Origin of the sequence: Pseudomonas cedrina subsp. cedrina (assembly GCF_001983175.1) — a bacterium.
Classification (GTDB): domain Bacteria; phylum Pseudomonadota; class Gammaproteobacteria; order Pseudomonadales; family Pseudomonadaceae; genus Aquipseudomonas; species Aquipseudomonas cedrina.
On record NZ_MNPW01000015.1, the window covers coordinates 111,085 to 130,716 of the forward strand.

18 protein-coding genes are annotated in these 19,632 nt (G+C 60.9%); 8 read left to right on the forward strand and 10 right to left on the reverse strand.

Annotation, left to right across the window (positions count from 1 at the left end; translation table 11 throughout):
• Positions 1–85: 85 nt before the first annotated feature.
• Positions 86–2,155 carry an AsmA family protein gene (locus BLL36_RS26420; RefSeq protein WP_076954547.1) on the reverse strand — a complete coding sequence of 690 codons (2,070 nt, stop codon included), beginning with the start codon at positions 2,153–2,155 and terminating at the stop codon, positions 86–88.
• Between the two features lie 358 nt (positions 2,156–2,513).
• Here BLL36_RS26420 and BLL36_RS26425 point away from each other — a divergent pair, with 358 nt between their 5' ends.
• Together BLL36_RS26425 and BLL36_RS26430 are read left to right on the forward strand one after the other, a co-directional pair.
• Positions 2,514–2,966 (forward strand): hypothetical protein, encoded by a 453-nt coding sequence (locus BLL36_RS26425; protein WP_076954548.1) that lies wholly within the window; start codon positions 2,514–2,516, stop codon positions 2,964–2,966.
• Positions 2,967–3,150: 184 nt separating this feature from the next.
• Positions 3,151–3,783 carry a TetR family transcriptional regulator gene (locus BLL36_RS26430; RefSeq protein WP_049710266.1) on the forward strand — a complete coding sequence of 211 codons (633 nt, stop codon included), beginning with the start codon at positions 3,151–3,153 and terminating at the stop codon, positions 3,781–3,783.
• Between the two features lie 5 nt (positions 3,784–3,788).
• Here BLL36_RS26430 and BLL36_RS26435 read toward each other — a convergent pair whose 3' ends face one another.
• Complete coding sequence (locus BLL36_RS26435) at positions 3,789–4,286, reverse strand: C40 family peptidase (RefSeq protein ID WP_076954549.1); 498 nt, start codon at positions 4,284–4,286, stop codon at positions 3,789–3,791.
• Positions 4,287–4,563: 277 nt separating this feature from the next.
• On the opposite strand from BLL36_RS26435, the gene ureE reads away from it, so the two are divergent.
• The 5 genes from ureE to BLL36_RS26460 all read left to right on the forward strand — a co-directional run bounded on the left by ureE (position 4,564) and on the right by BLL36_RS26460 (position 8,239).
• Positions 4,564–5,064 carry an urease accessory protein UreE gene (ureE, locus tag BLL36_RS26440; RefSeq protein WP_076954550.1) on the forward strand — a complete coding sequence of 167 codons (501 nt, stop codon included), beginning with the start codon at positions 4,564–4,566 and terminating at the stop codon, positions 5,062–5,064.
• On the forward strand, positions 5,061–5,735 hold the full coding sequence (locus tag BLL36_RS26445; protein ID WP_076954551.1) for an urease accessory protein UreF: 675 nt from the start codon (positions 5,061–5,063) through the stop codon (positions 5,733–5,735). Before ureE ends, BLL36_RS26445 begins: the two co-directional genes overlap by 4 nt.
• 11 nt (positions 5,736–5,746) lie before the next feature.
• Positions 5,747–6,361: an urease accessory protein UreG gene (gene ureG / locus BLL36_RS26450; protein WP_012721947.1), complete on the forward strand. Its 615-nt coding sequence runs from the start codon at positions 5,747–5,749 to the stop codon at positions 6,359–6,361.
• A gap of 22 nt (positions 6,362–6,383) precedes the next feature.
• Positions 6,384–6,956: a HupE/UreJ family protein gene (locus BLL36_RS26455; RefSeq protein WP_076954552.1), complete on the forward strand. Its 573-nt coding sequence runs from the start codon at positions 6,384–6,386 to the stop codon at positions 6,954–6,956.
• Between the two features lie 173 nt (positions 6,957–7,129).
• On the forward strand, positions 7,130–8,239 hold the full coding sequence (locus BLL36_RS26460; protein ID WP_076954553.1) for an AGE family epimerase/isomerase: 1,110 nt from the start codon (positions 7,130–7,132) through the stop codon (positions 8,237–8,239).
• Between the two features lie 182 nt (positions 8,240–8,421).
• On the opposite strand, the gene BLL36_RS26465 is transcribed toward BLL36_RS26460, so the two are convergent.
• From BLL36_RS26465 to amaB, 8 genes are all read right to left on the reverse strand, one after another.
• Positions 8,422–9,189: an SDR family oxidoreductase gene (locus BLL36_RS26465; RefSeq protein WP_076954554.1), complete on the reverse strand. Its 768-nt coding sequence runs from the start codon at positions 9,187–9,189 to the stop codon at positions 8,422–8,424.
• An 820-nt stretch (positions 9,190–10,009) separates the two neighbouring features.
• The gene (locus BLL36_RS26475; RefSeq protein ID WP_076954556.1) at positions 10,010–10,726 is read right to left on the reverse strand and encodes an ABC transporter ATP-binding protein; all 717 of its coding nucleotides are present in this window, start codon (positions 10,724–10,726) and stop codon (positions 10,010–10,012) included.
• Positions 10,723–11,598: an ABC transporter ATP-binding protein gene (locus tag BLL36_RS26480; RefSeq protein ID WP_076954557.1), complete on the reverse strand. Its 876-nt coding sequence runs from the start codon at positions 11,596–11,598 to the stop codon at positions 10,723–10,725. The genes BLL36_RS26475 and BLL36_RS26480 overlap by 4 nt, the downstream gene beginning before the upstream one ends.
• Positions 11,595–12,872, reverse strand: a complete 1,278-nt coding sequence (gene livM / locus BLL36_RS26485) for a high-affinity branched-chain amino acid ABC transporter permease LivM (RefSeq protein ID WP_076954558.1) — start codon at positions 12,870–12,872, stop codon at positions 11,595–11,597. The genes BLL36_RS26480 and livM overlap by 4 nt, the downstream gene beginning before the upstream one ends.
• Positions 12,873–12,874: 2 nt before the next feature.
• The gene (locus tag BLL36_RS26490; RefSeq protein ID WP_048727385.1) at positions 12,875–13,789 is read right to left on the reverse strand and encodes an ABC transporter permease subunit; all 915 of its coding nucleotides are present in this window, start codon (positions 13,787–13,789) and stop codon (positions 12,875–12,877) included.
• Between the two features lie 234 nt (positions 13,790–14,023).
• Positions 14,024–15,160: a branched-chain amino acid ABC transporter substrate-binding protein gene (locus tag BLL36_RS26495; protein ID WP_076954559.1), complete on the reverse strand. Its 1,137-nt coding sequence runs from the start codon at positions 15,158–15,160 to the stop codon at positions 14,024–14,026.
• A gap of 373 nt (positions 15,161–15,533) precedes the next feature.
• On the reverse strand, positions 15,534–16,817 hold the full coding sequence (amaA, locus tag BLL36_RS26500; RefSeq protein ID WP_076954560.1) for an L-pipecolate oxidase: 1,284 nt from the start codon (positions 16,815–16,817) through the stop codon (positions 15,534–15,536).
• Positions 16,818–16,965: 148 nt separating this feature from the next.
• Positions 16,966–18,456, reverse strand: a complete 1,491-nt coding sequence (gene amaB, locus BLL36_RS26505) for an L-piperidine-6-carboxylate dehydrogenase (protein ID WP_076954561.1) — start codon at positions 18,454–18,456, stop codon at positions 16,966–16,968.
• A gap of 154 nt (positions 18,457–18,610) precedes the next feature.
• Here amaB and BLL36_RS26510 point away from each other — a divergent pair, with 154 nt between their 5' ends.
• Positions 18,611–19,498 carry a LysR substrate-binding domain-containing protein gene (locus tag BLL36_RS26510; RefSeq protein ID WP_076954562.1) on the forward strand — a complete coding sequence of 296 codons (888 nt, stop codon included), beginning with the start codon at positions 18,611–18,613 and terminating at the stop codon, positions 19,496–19,498.
• The last annotated feature ends 134 nt before the right edge of the window (positions 19,499–19,632 follow it).

The following is a 19,632-nucleotide window of genomic DNA, read 5'->3' on the forward strand; positions in this document are numbered from 1 at the left end:
CTGCGTCCGCTCTTGAGGTCGTGACGCAGAGCGTCACAGGATGCGTTACCACGCGGAGCGTGGGAACGATCAAGTGCCTGGTCAGTCAGCCCTTCACGGTTTTGGGTGCCTTGCCTTCCTTCATCTGTTGCAGCAACGGCGCGCATTCGTTGGGTTCGCCGCCACTTGGGGCCACCAGCGCAAGCAACCCGGCCGCCGGCCCCGCAATCACACCCAGCGCGACCATGCCCGCGCCACGCAGCGCCAGCGGAATAGCTTTCACACCGGCGTTGGGCCGGATAAACGGCCCATTGACGTACAGCGGCGAGCGCAGGGAGAACAGTCGGAAGCCTTTCGATTCCGGGTTGATGGTCAGGTCCAGTTGCTCGGTGGCCATGTTCGCGGTGCCATCGATGTAGATGATGGCGTTCTCGGTATCGAACACAAACAGCCGCGTGGTCGCCAAACCGGTCTTGATCCCGAAGTCCGCCGCCGCGCAGTTGATCTTCACTTCCTTGTCGCCAAACAGGCGGCCCACCACGTAGTTACCCACGTTGAGCCCGGCGATTTCCATCAAGCCGCGGCTGATCGCACCGTCGTTGATGAGCATTTTCAGGTCACCGTTGGAGGTGCCCAGCAGCGCCGCCACGGAGTTGCCGCGGCCGGAGATATCGGCATCACCGTTGAGTTCACCAAAGCTGGTTTTCATCGGTTCGAAGGTGGGGAACAGCTGCTTGAGCTTGAAGTTGCGCGCGGTCAGCCTGGCGCGGCCTTCCATAGGAGTGGTGCGGCCGTTCAGGCGAATCTGCGCATCCAGCTTGCCGCCGGCCACGCCGAAACGCAGGGGCTCGAGGCTCAATTCGCCGTCATTGAGCACCAGGTGGGTGTAGAGGTCGGTAAACGGCAGATCGGCGCTGTGCACGATGCGCTTGCCGGTGAATTCCACATCGGCGTCCATGACGCGCCAGCGCTCGGTGCGGAACTCCTCCACCGGCAGCACTTTGGTCGCCGGCTGCTTGCTGTCGCCGCCACGGGCTTTCTGCTTGGCATTGGAGTCGGCGCCGATCAGCGGCGCAAGGTCGGCCATCAGCAATTGGTTGGACACCAGCGCACCGCTGAGTTTGGGCCGTGGCTGGCTGGCGACGTAGGCGAGGTCGCCGTGGATATCGCTGTTGCCGATCTTGCCGTTGAAGTTTTCATAGCGAAATGACGCGCCGTCGGCTTCATGCAGCTTGGCGATCAGGTGACCATCGGTGGAGTATGCCGGCGAATCCGGCAAGGTCACGCCGGTCAATGGGTAGAGATTGCCCAGGCTGGAACCTGCGAGTTTGAGCCGAAGGTCCAAAGCGCCGAGGTTCAACGGATCGGTCAGGGTGCCCGCCAGGGCGATGCTGGTGTCGGCAATCTTGACCTGGGCCTGCAACGGGAAGGGCCTGGCCGCGTCCTGCAGGGCCAACAGCCCGCCGATCTTGCCGGTGCCGTCGAGTTTCTGCCCGTGGTACTGGCCTTTGACTTTGAGGGCGAACGCGTAATCCTGCGGTGCGGAGCCTTTTTCCAGGGCCTTCTTGGCATCGGCGTCGCCGACGATCTCGCTGAAGGGAATGGGTTTGCCCAAAGGATCGATGATCACATCCAGTTGGGTCCTGAGGGTTTGATCGTCGAGGGTCACGTGGCCCTTGTCGAAGCCGATGGCACCGATATCCACCACCCAGTTGGAGGGTTCGGCGTTCGGGTCCTTGGGGTCGAACTTGAATGTCCAGTTGGCGCGGCCGTCGGCCAGGCGCTGCAACTGTGCGCTCGGCTCGGTGAGGTCGATACGCGGGATAACCACGCGCTGCACCAGCAAACCCAGGAGCGAAATGCGCAATTCGACTTTTTTGAGCGTGACCATTTGCGGGGTTTTCGACCAGTCGGGGTTGCCCAGCGTCAGGTCTTCGGCAATCACATGGGGCCACGGCACCCAGGCGCGCCAACCGCCTTCATCGGGCTCACGCGCCCACACCACCGCCAGGTTGCCGTTGATGGCAAACGGGCGATGCAGCTCTTCGGAAACCTTGGCATTGAGGGGCGGCTTGATGCGATTCCAGTCAAAAAACACCAGAATCACGACCACCACGGCGATTAACACAACGAAGCTGGCGCAGCTCCAAGCGACGATTTTACGAGTGCGCGTCATGCACAGGACTCCTGAATACGACTGGCTGGGTGACAGCCTTTAAAGACAGCTTACAGAACTACGACTGGCAATCCGCCACGGCGTTTAACTCATGCCCCGATTTACTAGGAAAAACCTCATTTTCTGACCCCTTCGACAGATTCCCCCTACGATGGCGCACCATTGTTACCCACACGCGTGTCGAAAATACCCACACCAGTGCAAAACCGCGTGCTTGAGAGGCCCGTCCTAGAGCCTCCGGCAGGAACAATCAATTCTGTTGATTATTACCATTGTGTTTATGAACTTTTATATCGACTTATCGAGGGTAACAATAGCCCCGTACCCAATTTATCGCCCTCCCAAGGAGCAACCCATCATGAAACGCCAAGTACTCGCTACCGTCCTGTTATCCATCCTGGCTTCCAGCGCTTTTGCCCTGCCAGCCGCCGAACAGGTCACCCCACAAGTCAAAACCGACGCCGTTCACTTCAGCCAGACCGTCGCTCGCAGCGGTTCGCAGGAAGATGAAAACCGTGACTACGCCAAAGGCGCTGTTGCTGAAAACGGTTCGGAGCAAGCCAACAAACGCGCCTACACCGAAGGCCTGACCGAAAACGGTCGCAACCGCCTGGAACAGAAAGGCTTGGTTGAAGGCGGCGCCGATCGCCTGCTGGAGCGTAACGCTGTCGCCGAGGGTGGCCGTGATCGCCTGGAGCAGAAAGGTCTGGTTGAAGGCGGTGCTGAACGAGCCAACAAACGTGCCTACACCGAAGGCGTTGCTGAAGGCGGTGCTGACCGTCTGCAAGACCTGCATCAAGCACAGAGCTGAGCCTGTGGTGGCCCAGAAAAAAGCCCGATCCAACGATCGGGCTTTTGACTTTCTGTAGAACCTGTTACTGCCGTCCACCACGCCTTTTCACTGCACTCCCCACCGCACCCCCCGCCAAGTTCGACGCAGGCAGAACTGTTTTGCTAGAGTGCGTCGCTGTACTTGCCGACAAAGCCCGCCGCCAATGCTGCCCCGCGCCGAACAGAAACAACAGACCCGCCTTGCCCTGATGGACGCAGCCCGCCACCTGATGGAGTGTGGCCGTGGGTTTGGCAGCCTGAGCCTGCGCGAAGTGGCGAAAACGGCCGGTATCGTACCCACCGGGTTCTATCGGCATTTTGCCGACATGGACCAGCTTGGTCTCGTATTGGTGAGTGAAGTCGGCCAGACCTTTCGCGCCACGATCCGCCTGGTGCGCCACAACGAATTCGTGATGGGTGGCATTATCGATGCTTCCGTGCGGATCTTTCTGGACGTGGTCTCGGCCAACCGTTCGCAGTTCCTGTTCCTGGCCCGCGAGCAATACGGCGGCTGCCTGGCCGTGCGCCAGGCCATTGCGGCGTTGCGCGAAGACATCACCCGCGACCTGGCGGCCGACCTGACCTTCATGCCCAAGCTGCAGCACCTGGACGCCGAAGGCTTGCATGTGATGGCCGACCTTATCGTCAAAAGTGTATTCGCCACGCTGCCCGACATCATCGACCCACCGGCCCATGCCCTGCCCGCCCACCTCACGCCCCAGGCGAAAATCACCCAGCAATTGCGCTTTATCTTTATCGGCTTGAAACACTGGCAAGGCCTGGGCAGTACCGAATAACGCAATCACCCCGCCGAATGGAAGCGCTTGGCGGTGGTGTACTGCTTGTTCCAATAGCGGTTGCTCAAAGAGTCGATGCGGATGTTCTTGCCGGTGCGCGGCGAATGGATGAATTTGCCCTCGCCGATATACAGGCCCACATGGCTGACCTGCCCACGCCCATTGCCTTTAAAAAACACCGCATCACCGGGTTTGAGCGCATTGCGCTTGATGGTCGCAGCCGTTGAACGTTGCATCGCCGTGGTGGTGCGCGGCAGCGTGATATTGGCCTCGGTCTTGAACAGATAGACCAACAGGCTGCTGCAGTCGAAGCCCTGCTCCGCCGAGGTGCCGCCCCACTTGTAAGGCGTGCCGAGCAACTCATGGGCGCGGTCGACGACACCGTCGATAGATGCCTGTTTTATTGAGTCGGAAAAAGAAGGTTGGGAATTCAGGTTGGCGGAAGCCGATGACAGGGCAAAAGACAGGCTAACGATAACCAGACAACACAATGACTTGAACATGATGAACGTCGCAGTGAATTAAACACGGCGCACAGCCTATTGATCTCGCACGTAACTTGATGACCGCCGATTCCTCATCCCCTGTAGGGAAAATCTGAAAACGCCCATTGGCCGTGCAACAAGCAACATTGCGCACCACTTTGGCGCACCACAGACATCGTTCCTCGCCCTATTTAGTGGCGTTACCGTCATTGCCTACAGGCAATTCCTACTCGCCTTCAGGATTGGCAAGCCCCTTGCTCTAGCTGTGTCATCGCTCATAGCTGGAAGCTTCCCGATGCTGGTGATACACCGCCGAATCGCCCCCCAAGCCCACTGGGCCGCCGAATTGCTGCTGAATTTCGAAGCCCGCAGCAAAAGCCGTCTGCGCTGTTTCAGTGCCGAGGGTGAAGACGTCGGCCTTTTCCTGGAGCGCGGCCAGCCGCCGCTGCACGATGGCGAATGCCTACAGGCCGAAGACGGACGCGTCGTACGCGTATGCGCTCGGCCTGAACAACTGCTGCACGTTACCTGCAGCAGCGCATTCGAACTGACACGCGCGGCGTATCACCTGGGTAACCGCCACGTGGCGTTGCAGGTCGGGGACGGTTGGTTGCGCTTGCTCGATGACTACGTGCTCAAGGCCATGCTCGAACAGTTGGGCGCGCAGACGCAAACCCTCGAGGCGCCCTTCCAGCCGGAGCATGGTGCCTACGGCGGCGGCCACCATCATTCGCGCCATGGCGATGAAGACTTCAACTACCCGCCCAAGCTGCATCAGTTCGGCGTGCGTCCATGAACCCAGCCTGGGCGCTGCTGCGTCTGGCCAGTCCGCAATTGCCGATTGGCGGCTACAGCTACTCCCAAGGCCTGGAAATGGCCGTGGAGAACGGCCGTGTCAACGATGCGGCCACTGCGCGACGCTGGATCAGCGACCAGTTGCTGCTCAACCTCGCACGCTTCGAGGCGCCGTTGCTGCTCGCCCATTGCCAGGCCGCGCTTGATGAAGACTGGCCACGCCTGGAACAGCTGTGCGCGCAACATCGCGCCAGCCGCGAAACCCGCGAGCTGTTCCAGGAGAGCCGGCAGATGGGCTATTCGCTGCAACAACTGCTCAATGGTCTGCCGGAACTGGACGTCGCCGCCCGCGCCTTTTTGCAACAGTGCGCCGAGCCGCACCTCGCCCTGGGCTGGGCTCTTGCCGCGCGCGCCTGGAATATCAGCCCCGCCGACGCCCTCGCCGCCTGGCTGTGGAGCTGGCTGGAAAACCAACTGGCCGTGCTGATGAAAACCTTGCCCCTGGGCCAACAGGCCGCCCAACGCCTGACCAGCGAACTGCTGCCGCTGCTGCAACAAGCCCAGCGGGACGCCACGTGCCTTCATCCCGATCACTTCGGCAGCGCCGCCTTTGGCCTGTCCCTGGCGTGCATGGCCCACGAGCGCCAGTACAGCCGCCTGTTTCGTTCCTAGGAGAACAACCCATGAACACACAACCTTTGCGCGTCGGCATCGGCGGCCCGGTCGGCTCCGGCAAGACGGCCCTGACCCTGGCCCTGTGCCTCGCGTTACGCGACCGCTATAACCTGGCGGTGGTCACCAATGACATCTATACCCGCGAAGACGCCGACTTCCTGGTGCGCAACCAGGCCCTGGCGCCGGAGCGCATCATCGGTGTGGAAACCGGTGGCTGCCCGCACACGGCGATCCGTGAAGATGCCTCGATCAATCTGGAAGCGGTGGACCAGCTCAACCGCCGCTTCCCCGGCCTGGACCTGATCCTGGTGGAGTCCGGCGGCGACAACCTCTCGGCCACGTTCAGCCCGGAGTTGTCCGACCTGACCATCTACGTGATCGATGTGTCGGCCGGCGACAAGCTGCCGCGCAAGGGTGGCCCGGGCATCTGCAAATCCGACCTGCTGGTGATCAACAAGATCGACCTGGCACCGCTGGTCGGGGCTTCGCTGGAGCTGATGAACAGCGACACCCAACGCATGCGCAACGGTAAACCCTTTGTGTTCAGCAACCAGAAAACCGGTGTCGGCCTGGAAGAGATCGTCGCCTTCATCGAACGCCAAGGCCTGCTGACCGCCGCCTGATCAACCCTTAAGGAACCTGTCCATGACCCTCAAAAAACTCCTGACCGCTGCCGCCCTGCTGCTGGCCCCCGCACTGGCGTTCGCTCATCCGGGCCACGGCGATAATGGCCTGGTGGCCGGTATCAGCCATCCGCTGGGCGGCATCGATCACTTGTTGGCCATGGTGGCGGTCGGCTTGTGGGCCGCCCAGCAAAAAGGTGCTGCCCGCTGGGCATTGCCGTGCACCTTCGTGGGCACCATGCTGATGGGCGGCGTGCTGGGCTTTGAAGGCCTGCAATTGCCGCTGCTGGAAAGCGGGATTGCCGCGTCGGTGCTGGCCCTGGGCTTGGCGGTGGCGCTGGCGGTGCGTCCACCGGTGTTCGTGGCGGTGGCTGCGACGGCGTTGTTCGCGTTGTTCCACGGTGTGGCGCATGGTTTGGAGTTGCCGGACATGTCCAGTCCATGGGCGTATGCCGCCGGTTTTATCGGTGCGACGGCTGTGCTGCACGCGGCGGGCTATGCGCTGGTGCGTTTCCTGCCGGCTGCGGCGGCGCCGTTGGTGCGGATTGCCGGGGCAGCTTCGGCGGCGACGGGGGTTTGGTTGCTGGCGGGCTGATTTGCAGCGTTATTGAGGGCCTCTTCGCAGGCAAGCCAGCTCCCACAGTTGATCGGGTTCACAGATCGAACCTGTGGGAGCCGGGCTTGCCCGCGATAGCTGACTCAAGGCCACCGCCCTTCTCAAGCCTGCTACCATGCGCACCTACACCCCTGCCGTGACGTCGCCAGCCAATGCCCAGCGCTTCCCTACCCGCCTTGAACTCCGTGCTCACCCACTTCCACAGCCTGATCGTGCCGCTCTGGCAAGGCCCGGGCTGGAATGCCGAGCTGGCGCTGCCCTATGAGGCGCTGGACGCCTATCACCGCCCCTTGCCGCCACAGCGTTACCGCGCCATGGCCTGCGCCCGGCAGTTGTATCTGTTCGCCAGCCTGATCGGCGAGCCCGGCGCCACCTTCGCCGAGGAGCGCGCGGCCGCCCTGTTCCGCTCGTTGCAACGGCACTTCCACGACGCCGAACACGGCGGCTGGTTTTACAGCATCGACCCCGCCGGCCAACCGCTGGACACGCGCAAAGACTTGTACACCCACGCATTCATCATTTTTGCCTGCGCCCATTACTGGGCCAAGGTGCGTGAGCCGCTGGTGGAGTCGGTGCTCAATGCCGCCCTTGAAGTGGTCGCTCAACGCTTTGCCAGCGGCGATGGCCTGTATGAAGCGGTGCTGGAGCGCAACTGGTCGTCCCTCAATGCTGGCCCGTTGCAAAACCCCTTGATGCACTTGGCCGAAGGTTTCCTCGCCACCCTCGCGGTACGTGAAGACGCCGCCGTACAAGCGGCTCTGCTGGCATTGGCGACGGCCATGCAGCGGCGCTTCATCGACCGCCAGCATGGCGTGATGATGGAAAAACCGCTGGGCGCTGTGGATAACTGGTTCGAGCCGGGGCATCAGTTCGAATGGTTCTTTTTGCTGGAATCGTCCGATGTGCTGCGTGGCACTGCGCTGCACGCCTCGCTGACGCGGGCATTTGCCTACGCCGAACAAAACGGTGTGGATAAGTTGAGCGGTGCGGTCAGCGGCATGCTTGCCCTGGACGGCACCGTGCGCGACGCCACCCAGCGTATCTGGGCCCAGGCCGAGTACCTGCGGGCACTGACCTTGCGGCCCCACAATGAAGCGCCGCTGCAGCGCCAATTGCTGGCACTGCAAGCGCATTTCCTGCACGACAAGGGCTGGCATGAATGCCTGGATGCCAAGGGCAGCGTGAGTCGAGCGGACATGCCGTCGACTACGCCGTATCACTTGGCGACTTGTTATAAGGGATTGATCGATTATCTCGGCTGAATGAAGGTGCAGGAGCGGTCTGTAGTGAGCGGGCTTGCCCCGCGCTGGGCGGCGAAGCCGCCCCAATTAGTCACCGCGACACACCCGATTGACCCGAGTCGCCTGGTTTTGGGGGCGGCTTCGCCACCCAGCGCGGGGCAAGCCCGCTCACTACAAACACATGCCTGACACGATAGCCTCACTTAGCCCTTGGCCCCACGCTCAATCGCAAACCCAGCCCAAGTCTGACTCACCGGCATCAACTCCAGGCGATTGATATTCACATGCGCCGGCGTGTTGAGCACCCAGAAGATCGTGTCGGCAATATCCTGCGGCTGGATCGGCTCGGCACCGGCATAGGTCGCGTCATACCGCGCTTGATCCCCGCCAAAACGCACCAGCGAGAATTCGCTTTCACACAAGCCCGGCTCGATGTTGGTCACGCGTACGCCGGTACCTTGCAGGTCGCAACGCAGGTTCAGCGAGAACTGCTTCACGAAGGCCTTGGAACCGCCATACACATGGCTGCCCGGGTACGGATAGCTGCCGGCGATGGAACCCAGGTTGATGATCCCGGCGCCGCGGCCGTGGGCGATCAAGCGCGGCAGCAGCAGGCTGGTGGTGGTCAGCAGGCCCTTGATGTTGGTGTCGACCATGGTTTCCCAGTCGTCGAGGCTGCATTTGGGCGCAGGGTCGGTGCCCACGGCCAGGCCGGCGTTGTTGATCAGCCCGCGCAGTGTGGCGAACGATGGCGGCAGGTTGGCGATGGCGTCTTCCATGCCCTTGCGATCACGCACGTCCACGACCAGGCCATGCACTTCGGTCTGCCTGGAAAGCTCTTCGACCAATGCATTCAGGCGCTCGGCACGACGGCCGGTGAGCACCAGCTTCCAGCCGGCTTCGGCAAAACGACGCGCGCAGGCTTCGCCGAAACCTGAGGTTGCGCCAGTAATAAACAGCGTGTCGGACATGGTGTTCTCCTTGAGGGCATCGGAAAAAAGTTGCCAGCAGAATGCCCTTACGCCGCGTTTGCGGCAACCGCTAAGCGCATGACTTCATACAAACCTGATCAATTTTTAACCATCACGCGCAAAGCCTTATAAGCCGTGGCTTGCAGGCATATACGCGCAGGTTATCCACAACTGCGCCCACAGTCTTTGGGGGCAAGTGCTAAAAGCCAAAAGCCTTTATAAACAAGGGCTACAGGCGCTTCTACAAAGTTTTTTGCTTGACCTTGGCCGGAGCGTATGTAGCCCCTTCGCAGTATAAGAATTCAGAACGATGGCTCCAGGCCAGTCATTCCGGCCTCTGCGGAGGTCTTTCCAGAGTTTAGTCACAGACTTATCCACAGGCTGGCGGGACATATTCCGGTCATATACCTGTGTCTTTAAACAGGTTGACAAAGCCCTTGGCAGGTCACAAAAAAGTGCCTGATCAAAAAACAACCGTCGCGCTGTAAGCCACGGTTTTGAAGGCTTCCAGCCAGCTACTCCCACGTTACCCACAGCCGGTTCCACAGCGGATGGGGACAAGTCAAAACTGTGACAAAACAGGGATTTGCGGCGGCTATATGTCGCGCTTTGGAGGGGGGCTGGATTTGTTTTCCACAATTTGGGATGGGCTTCGAAAGCGCCACAAAAGCAACTGTGGGAACCGAGTTCTATGTGGGAGCTGGCTTGCCTGCGATGCAAGCACCTCGGTCTGTCAGGCAGACCGAGGGGATGCCATCGCAGGCAAGCCAGCTCCCACATAAAGCCGGGTTCCCACATAGGTATGCATCAAGCCGTGAGGTCAGTGGCCGCCGAGGTAGGCGTTGCGCACTTCCTCATTCACCAGCAGTTCCTTGCCGGTGCCCGTCAGGCGGATCTCACCGTTGACCATCACATACGCCCGGTCCGACAGGCGCAGCGCATGGTTGGCGTTCTGCTCCACCAGGAAGATGGTCATGCCGGTGGATGCCAACTCGCGCAGGGTCGAGAAGATCTGCTTCACCACGATCGGTGCCAGGCCCAGGCTCGGTTCGTCCAGCAGCAACAGCTTGGGCCGGCTCATCAGGGCGCGGGCGATGGCGAGCATCTGCTGCTCGCCGCCGGACATGGTCATGGCACGCTGGTTACGGCGCTCCTTGAGCCGTGGGAACAGCTCGAACATGCGCTGCATATCCTCACTGGCAAACTTGTCGCCAATGGGGATGGTGCCCATCAGCAGGTTTTCCTCGACGGTCATGTCGGGGAACACCCGCCGCCCTTCCGGCGACTGCGCAATGCCGTTGGAGGCGATGTAGTGCGAAGACTTGTGGGTAATGTCGACGCCGTTGTAGAGGATCTGCCCCGACTCGGCCCGTGGCTGGCCGAAGATCGACATCAGCAACGTGGATTTGCCCGCGCCGTTGGAGCCGATCAGGCTGACGGTTTCGCCTTGGTTGATGTACAGCGAGACTTTTTTCAGGGCCTGGATCGGGCCGTAGAACACGTCCAGGTCCTTCATTTCGAGGATAGGTCCGCTCATACCAGCTCCTCTTCGTCGGCGCCCAGGTAAGCGGCAATCACTTTCGGATCGTTGCGGATCGCGTCCGGCCCGCCTTCGGCGATCACGTTGCCGTGGTCGAGCACCACGATGTGGTCGGAAATACTCATCACCATGCCCATGTCGTGTTCGATCAGCACCACCGTCAGGTCGTGTTCGTCGCGCAGCAGGCGAATCATCGCGCTGAGGGCTTCGGTTTCCTGGGGGTTGAGGCCCGCCGCCGGTTCGTCCAGGCAGATGATCTGCGGCCGGGTGCACATGGCGCGGGCGATTTCCAGACGCCGCTGCTGGCCGTAGGAAAGCTCACCGGCCAGGCGGTTGGCGCAGTCCACCAGGTCGACCACTTCCAGCCAGTAGAACGCGCAGTCCAGCGCGTCGCTCTCGGCCTTGCGGTAGCCCTTGGTATTGAGGATGCCGGCGAGCATGTTGCGGTTGACCCACATGTGCTGGGCCACCAGCAGGTTTTCCAGCACCGACATTTCCTTGAACAGGCGAATGTTCTGGAACGTGCGCGCCAGGCCGGCGCGGTTGACGAGGTGGGTGCCGCCGAACATTTTGTAGTAAACGCGGCTGAAGAAACTTTTTGGCGACACAAAGTCGACGGCCTTGAAACGCTCGCCGAGCAATTGGATCACGTCAGTCTGCTTGCCACGCACGTTGAGTTGGATCTTGCCGCCACTGGCTTTATAAAAGCCGGTAAGGCAGTTGAACACCGTGGTCTTGCCGGCGCCGTTGGGGCCGATCAGGGCGAAGATCGAGTTGCGCTCGACCTTGAGGCTCACATCGCTCAAGGCCTTGATGCCACCGAAGTGCATCATCAGGTGTTCCACGGAGAGGACGATTTCCTTGCTCATGGGGCCACTCCCTTACGCGGTGTTACGCCGGTACGACTCACACGAATCAAGCCCCTTGGTCGCCAGATCATCATGACCACCATCAACACGCCCAGCAGCAATACACGGTACTCGGCAAAGCTGCGCAACAGCTCAGGTGTGATGGTCAGCACGAAGGCTGTGATTACCACACCAACCGTTGATCCCAGACCGCCGAGTACGACAATGGCCAAGATCAGTGCCGATTCGAAAAAGTTAAAAGACGAAGGGTTGACGAAGCCCTGATAGCTGGCAAAGAACACCCCGGCCAAACCGGCGGTGGAGGCACCGATGGTGAACGCTGAGAGCTTGACCAGTACGTGGTTCAGGCCCATGGAGCGGCAGGCAATCTCATCCTCGCGCAAGGCTTCCCAGGCGCGGCCGATCGGCATGCGCGTCAGGCGATGCTTGATGTACAGCACGAGCAGCACCACCAGGAACAATACGATATAGATGAACATGAATTTGAAGTTGGGGTTGTAATCGATACCGAAGAACTCATGAAAGGGCACCCCGCCATCCTTGGCCTTGCGCACAAACTCCAGTCCCATGAAGGTTGGTGACGGTGCGGACATGCCATTCGGGCCACCGGTAAACGACAGCCAGTTGTTAAGCACCAGACGGATGATTTCACCGAAGCCCAGGGTCACGATAGCCAGGTAGTCACCGTGCATTCGCAACACCGGGAACCCGAGTATGCACCCTGCCAGCGCCGCCGCGATGGCCGCCAGCGGCAGCACCGTCCAGAAGCCCAGGCCGAGGTACTGGTAACCCAGCGCCAGGCCGTAGGCACCGATGGCGTAGAACGCCACGTAACCCAGGTCGAGCAGGCCGGCCAGGCCCACTACGATGTTCAGGCCCAGGCCTAGCAACACGTAGATCAGCCCAAGGATCACCACGGTCAGCAGGTACTTATTGGCAAAGATCGGGAACACGATGGCAATCACGATCAGTGCCGGAATGATCCAACGCAGCCGCGATTTATAGTCCGGTTTCTGCACGTGAACACCGGCGCCGCCGCTCTCGAAACCCTGCAGGATCTTCACGCCCTTGGGCGTTTGCAGGAACAGGCTCATGGCAAAGCGGCCGGCCATCACGATGGCCACCAGCAGGCCCACGCGGGCCGGTTCCAGGTTGAAGCTGTAGCCGTCGAGTACAACGCCGACGATCGGACCGAACACGATCAGCGAAATCAGCCCGGCAAGGACCGTATCGACCACACTTTTCTTGATATCGATGGGTTTGGCAGCAGACATGTTTACACCTTAGCCACGAGTGGGCGACCCAGCAGGCCCTGGGGACGGAAGATCAGAATCACCACCAGCAGGGAGAAACTGAACACGTCTTTGTAGTCGGAGTTGATCAACCCCGAGAACAACGACTCGGAGATACCGAGGATGATCCCGCCCAGCATCGCCCCAGGCAGGGAGCCGATGCCGCCGAGTACCGCTGCGGTAAACGCCTTGATGCCGATGATGAAGCCGGCATAGAAGTCGAAGGTGCCGTAGTTGAGGGTGATCAGCACGCCGGCCAATGCAGCCATGGCGGCGCCGATGACGAATACATAGGAGATTACCCGGTCGGTGTTGATACCGAGGATCGAGGCCATCTTGCGGTCTTGCTGGGTGGCGCGGCACATGCGGCCGAGCTTGGTGTACTTGATGATGTAGGTCAGCAACGCCATGCCGGCAAACGCCGCCACGAGGATGAACACCTTGGTGTACGTGAGCTGCACGAACCCGGTGCCGATGTCGACACGCCAGGCCCCGGCCAGCAGGGTTGGGATCCCTTGTTGCTTGGCGCCCTGGGCGATCTGCGCGTAGTTCTGCAGGATCAGCGAGATGCCGATGGCGCTGATCAGCGGTGCCAGGCGGGTGGAGTTGCGCAGCGGTTTGTAGGCGACACGCTCGATGACCCAACCGTACACGCCAGTGACGACCACGGTGAAGACCAGGGTGCCGAGGATGAGCAGCGGGAAGGATTCGATGCCGAAGTAAGCCAGCAGTGCCAGACTGATCGCCGCGAGGTAAGCGGAAATCATATAAACCTCGCCGTGGGCGAAGTTGATCATGCCAATGATGCCATAGACCATTGTGTAGCCGATGGCGATCAGGCCATAGACCGACCCGAGGGTCAGGCCGTTGACCAGTTGCTGCAGGAAAATACCATCCATAACGCAATCTCACGCGGTGAGCACCTGCACACCGGTGGGTGTGCGGCGCTTCTGGAGGAAAAGACAGATTTGTTGCTGGACACGCTTCAGCTGGCTACCGCGATCCCTTGTGGGAGCTGGCTTGCCTGCGATAGCGGTTTCACATTCAACACAGGTGTCGACTGTCAGTCCGTCATCGCGGGCAAGCCCGGCTCCCACATGGGATCTTGGGTGTCTGCATGGTCGCGTTAAGGCTTACTTCTGCTTTTCCAACTGGTGGTATTTGCCTTCCTTGTCCCACTGGTAAACCACGTAGTCGGAGACCTTCAGGTCGCCCTTGCCGTCCCATTCCTTCTTGCCCATCACGGTCTGGACCGGGTGCGCCTTGAGCCACTTGGAGGCGTCTTCGCCCTTGTTGGATTTGGCACCGTTGAAAGCGGCCGCCAGGGTCTGGACCGACGCGTAGGCGTACAGGGTGTAGCCTTCCGGCTCGTAGCCGGCTTTGCGGAACTCGTCTACCACGGCCTTGCTGTCCGGCAGCAGGCGCGGGTCGGCGCCGAAGGTCATGTACACGCCGTCGACGTATTGCTTGCCACCGGCGGTCGCCACGAGTTCGTCGGTCACGATGCCGTCATCGGACATGAACTTCACGTCCTTGAGGCCAGCTTCACGGATCTGGCGAACCAATGGACCGGCTTCCGGGTGCAGGCCGCCGAAGTACACCACGTCGGCACCGGTGGAGCGGATCTTGGTGACCAGGGCGCTGAAGTCTTTCTCGCCACGGGTCAGGCCTTCTTCCAGTACCGGCTTGACGCCGCGCTTGGTCAACTGGGCAGCGGTGGCGTCGGCCAGGCCTTTGCCGTAGGTGTCTTTGTCGTTGATGACCGCGACTTTCTTGCCCTTGAGCACGTCGACGATGTAGTCGCCGGCCACGATGCCTTGCTGGTCGTCACGCCCGCACATGCGGAACATGGCGCCCAGGCCACGCTCGGTCACTTGCGGGTTGGTGGAACCTGGAGTGATCGCGATGATGCCCGCTTCGTCATACACCTCGGACGCCGGAATGGTGTTGGAGGAGCAGAAGTGCCCGACCACGCCGATCACCTTGTCCTGGTCCGCGAGGCGGTTGGCCACGGCCACGGCTTGCTTGGGTTCGCAGGCGTCGTCACCGGCCACCAGCACGATTTTTTCGCCGTTGATGCCGCCGGCCTTGTTGATCGAGTCGGCCGCCGCCTGGGCACCCTTCATGTACTGCTCGCCGAACGACGCGTTGGCACCGGTCATCGGCCCCGCTACGCCGATCTTCACATCAGCTTGAACAAACGTAGAAACACCCAGCGCCGCAGCAACGGCGAGGGCCAGAAAACCTTTCTTGTAAAACGTCTGGGACATGAGTGGTGCTCCGATATTTTTGATTTTTGGCACGACGACTTGCGTTCAAACTTTCACCGAAAGCTCAGAGCAAGGCGCGTGCCATTACGTTTTTATTCTTCAAAAAGACACGGTGTCATTGTAATTACAGGCGTTTCGCCTCCACTTGCCAGGACGTGCAACCCTCTAGCACCTGAAGGTGCAACCCACGGACCAAAACGGTACAACCCCAAGAGGTCGCACCCGCAACCAAACGAATAAACGACAGTTCCTACAGCTGTAACAGCCTGCGTAACGGAACTGCACATTTACAGTGCGTGATTGCTACGACTTGCACCAATACAGATTAGTAGCTGGCTAAGAAAATGCGGGCTTCTGAGCGGTATTTCGCTGATCAGATCACGATCCTCAGGCATTGGCCCGCGTGGTACAGCGAAAAACCCGCTTCATAAAGACAACTGCGCAAGCCTGCTCCCGACAGCGGTTGCATCGGCGAGAAAGGAATCGGCAACGCCTGGGGATTCTGGTGGCACAAGTAGTCGGCGAACGCCTTGCCGACCACGCTGCCGGTGGTGACGCCGCGGCCGTTATAGCCCGTTACCGCCACCAGGCCAGGCGCCGGCTCGAACAGGCGCATCAGGTGATCCGGGGTGAAGGCGATGCAACCGGTCCAGGTGAATTCCCACTGCACCGATTTGAGGTACGGGAAGTAATGCTGCTGCACCCGATCGGCCCACGCCTTGAGGAACCAGGCCGGTTTCTGGTTGCCGTTGCCCAGGCTGCCGAGCAACAGGCGGCCATCGGCATCGCGGCGGATGCTGCTCAGTACCTGGCGCGTGTCCCATGAGCCTTGGCCGCCGGGGAGGATCTGCCGGGCGGCATCGTCGGTCAGCGGGGTCGACGCGACCTGATAGTAATAACCGGGGAAAAAATTGCGCCGCAGCGCGGTCCACTCACCTTCTGTGTAGGCGTTGGAAGCGATCACCACTTGTGCAGCCTGCACCGAGCCGTTGGCGGTTTGCACGGACCAGCCCTGGCCCTGGCGCTCCAATTGCGTGACCGGCGAATGGTCGAACAGTTGCCCGCCCAAACCCACTGCCGCATTCGCCAAACCACTGGTATAGGCCATCGGGTTCAAGGTGCCGGCGCGCCGATCCAGCAAGGCGGCGGAAATCTTCTTTGTACCAGTGGCCTGCTCGCAGGCTTGACCGGTGAGCAATTCCACCGGTGCGCCACGGCGCTTCCATTGTTCTTCACGGCTGCGCAAATCCGCTTCGCCACGGGCGTTATGCGCCATGTGCAAAGTGCCTTCGCGACGCAATTGGCAATCGATGTTGTATTTGTCGATCAGGCTGAACACCAGCGCTGGCGCCGCCCCCAACATGCGGTTGAGCTGGCTGCCGACAGCCTCGCCGAAACCGGCTTCGATCTCGTCCGGCGGGATCCACAGGCCGGCATTGACCAACCCGACATTGCGTCCCGAACCGCCATGACCGGTGCGGTGGGCCTCCAGCACGGCGACGCTCTTGCCCTGTTCCAGCAGGTGAATGGCCGCCGACAGGCCGGTGATGCCGGCGCCGATGACGCAGACGTCCACTTTTACCTCGCCCGTGAGCGCGGCGCGATCCGGACGACCGGGTGTGAGGTGTTCCCACAAACATGTTTCGCGTAGTGCCATTGCCAGACTCCGGGATGAATTCACCACCGCTCGTTCCCACGCTCTGCGTGGGAATGTAGCCCTGGACGCTCCGCGTCCGCTTTTGGATCGTGACGCGGAGCGTCACTGGATGCATTCCCACGCGGAGCGTGGGAACGATCATCTCATCTCAATCGAACGTGATGCCCTGGGCCAACGGCAATTCCAGCGAGTAGTTCACGGTATTGGTCTGCCGACGCATATACCCGCGCCACGCATCCGAACCCGACTCACGCCCGCCGCCCGTCTCTTTTTCGCCGCCAAACGCGCCGCCGATTTCCGCGCCGCTCGGGCCGATGTTGACGTTGGCGATGCCGCAGTCGCTGCCCACGGCCGACATGAACTGCTCGGCCTCACGCACGTCGGTGGTGAAGATGCACGATGACAACCCTTGCGGCACGGCGTTGTTCAGGCGCAGCGCTTCGGCGAAGTCGGTGTAGCCGACCACATACAGGATCGGCGCGAAGGTCTCGGTGCATACCACATCGCTCTGCTCGGGCATTTCCACGATGGCCGGCGACACGTAGTAGGCGTTGGGGAATGTGTCTTGCAGTTGACGCTTGCCGCCGAATACCTTGCCGCCTTCGCTCAAGGCTTGTTCCAGGGCGTCCTGCATGTTGTCGAAGCCGTGTTTGTCGATCAACGGGCCAATCAGGTTGCCTTCCAGCGGGTGGCCGATACGCACTTTGGAATAGGCGGCCTTGAGGCGGGTGACGATTTCTTCCTTGACCGATTCGTGGGCGATCAGCCGACGCAGCGTGGTGCAACGCTGGCCGGCGGTGCCAACGGCGCTGAACAGGATGGCGCGCACGGCCATGTCCAGGTCGGCGCTTGGGCCGAGGATCATCGCATTGTTGCCGCCCAGCTCCAGAATGCTGCGGGCAAAACGTGCGGCGACTTTCGGCGCTACTTCACGGCCCATGCGGGTACTGCCGGTGGCGCTGATCAGCGCCACGCGCGGGTCATCCACCAACGCAGCGCCGGCATCACGGCCGCCGATGATCACTTGGCTGAGATACTCCGGCGCGCCGTCGAATTGCTTCAACACGCGCTCAAACAGCGCCTGGCAGGCCAATGCGGTCAGCGGGGTTTTTTCCGACGGTTTCCAGATCACCGCGTTGCCGCAGACCAGGGCCAGGGCGGTATTCCATGCCCACACCGCGACCGGGAAGTTGAAAGCGCTGATCACGCCGACCACGCCCAGCGGGTGCCAGGTTTCACGCATATGGTGGCCAGGGCGCTCGGAAGCGATGGTCAAGCCGTACAACTGGCGTGACAGGCCGACGGCGAAGTCGCAGATGTCGATCATTTCCTGCACTTCGCCCAGGCCTTCCTGGGTGATCTTGCCGGCTTCCCAGGACACCAGCTCGCCCAGGTCGGCCTTGTATTGGCGCAATACATCGCCAAATTGGCGCACCAGTTCGCCACGGCGCGGTGCCGGCACGTTGCGCCAGGCGTCGAATGCATGCTCGGCGCGACTGACCTGCTGCTCAACCTCGGCGGCGCCTTCCCAGTTCACGGCGCCAATGCGACTGCCATCGATCGGCGAATGCACCGGTTGTTTCCCCGACTGGTAAAGCGCCGGGTTTACGCCGAGACGATCAAGCAATGCGGCAACCATGGGTGACTCCTTCAAATCTGCATACAAAAAATTGCGCCGCCGAAGACACGACGATCCAGGGCTTATTTGTAGCTGGACCAAGACGTGCCAACAAACGACGATTAGGCGAGATATCATTCCATTTATTCATGCAAAGAATAAAAAGAGGCGTGCCGTGCTGAACAGAAGACATTTGCCCTCGATCACCGCCTTGCAGTGTTTCGAAGCGGCCACCCGCCACCTGAGCTTCACCCGTGCGGCCGAGGAACTGAACCTCACCCAAAGCGCGGTGAGCAAGCAGGTCGCGCAGCTGGAAGACTTGCTGCAGCACCTGCTGTTTCGCCGGGTGCGCCGCCGCTTGCAAATGACGCCAGCGGGCGACCTGTACCTGGTGGAAGTGCGCAAGATCCTCACGCAGGTGGAAATGTCCACGCACTACCTGCGCTCCTATGGCGGCGAAACCGAAGTGTTGCGCGTGTCCGCGCCCTACACCTTCGGCGCGCGCTGGCTGGTGCCGCGCCTCAAGGGTTGGCGACTGCGCCACCCGCAGATCCACCTGGACCTGTGCAACGAGCAGGAGCCGGACGAACTGCTGCAAGGCAAGGCCGATATGGCCTTCTATTTCGGCCAAGGCTCACGTCCCGGCACCGAGAGCCTGAAGTTGTTCAGCGAAGAGCTGATTCCCGTGTGTGCGCCAGAGAGCTTGCCCGCACAGCCGTTTACTGACCCGACGCAACTGAGCGAGCTGGTGCTGTTGCAAAACGCTTCGCGGCCACAGGGCTGGCACGACTGGTTCGCCGATCAAGGCCTGCAGACCGAACACAGTTATCACGGACCGCGTTTCGACACCTTTTATATGTGCATTCGCGCCGCGCAAGTCGGCTGTGGCGTGGCGCTGTTGCCGCGGTTTCTGGTGGAGGAAGAGTTGGCCGACGGCAAGCTGGTGATCCCGTGGCAGCACGCAATGCCAAGCCAGGATGCGTATTACCTGGCCTACCCGGAGCATTCGGCGGAAGTGCCCAAAGTGCGCGAGTTTGTGAAGTGGATGATGGAGCAGGTTTAGCTCTTTTTTGCCTGCGATGGCGGCAGTGGATTCACTGAAAAAATCACTGGCAAAACAACACAGGTCTATGCGCCACTAGCTCCCTTCCTCAATTGTGCGTAAAGGCCGGCGCCCGTCGTCGACCCGTCTGGAGA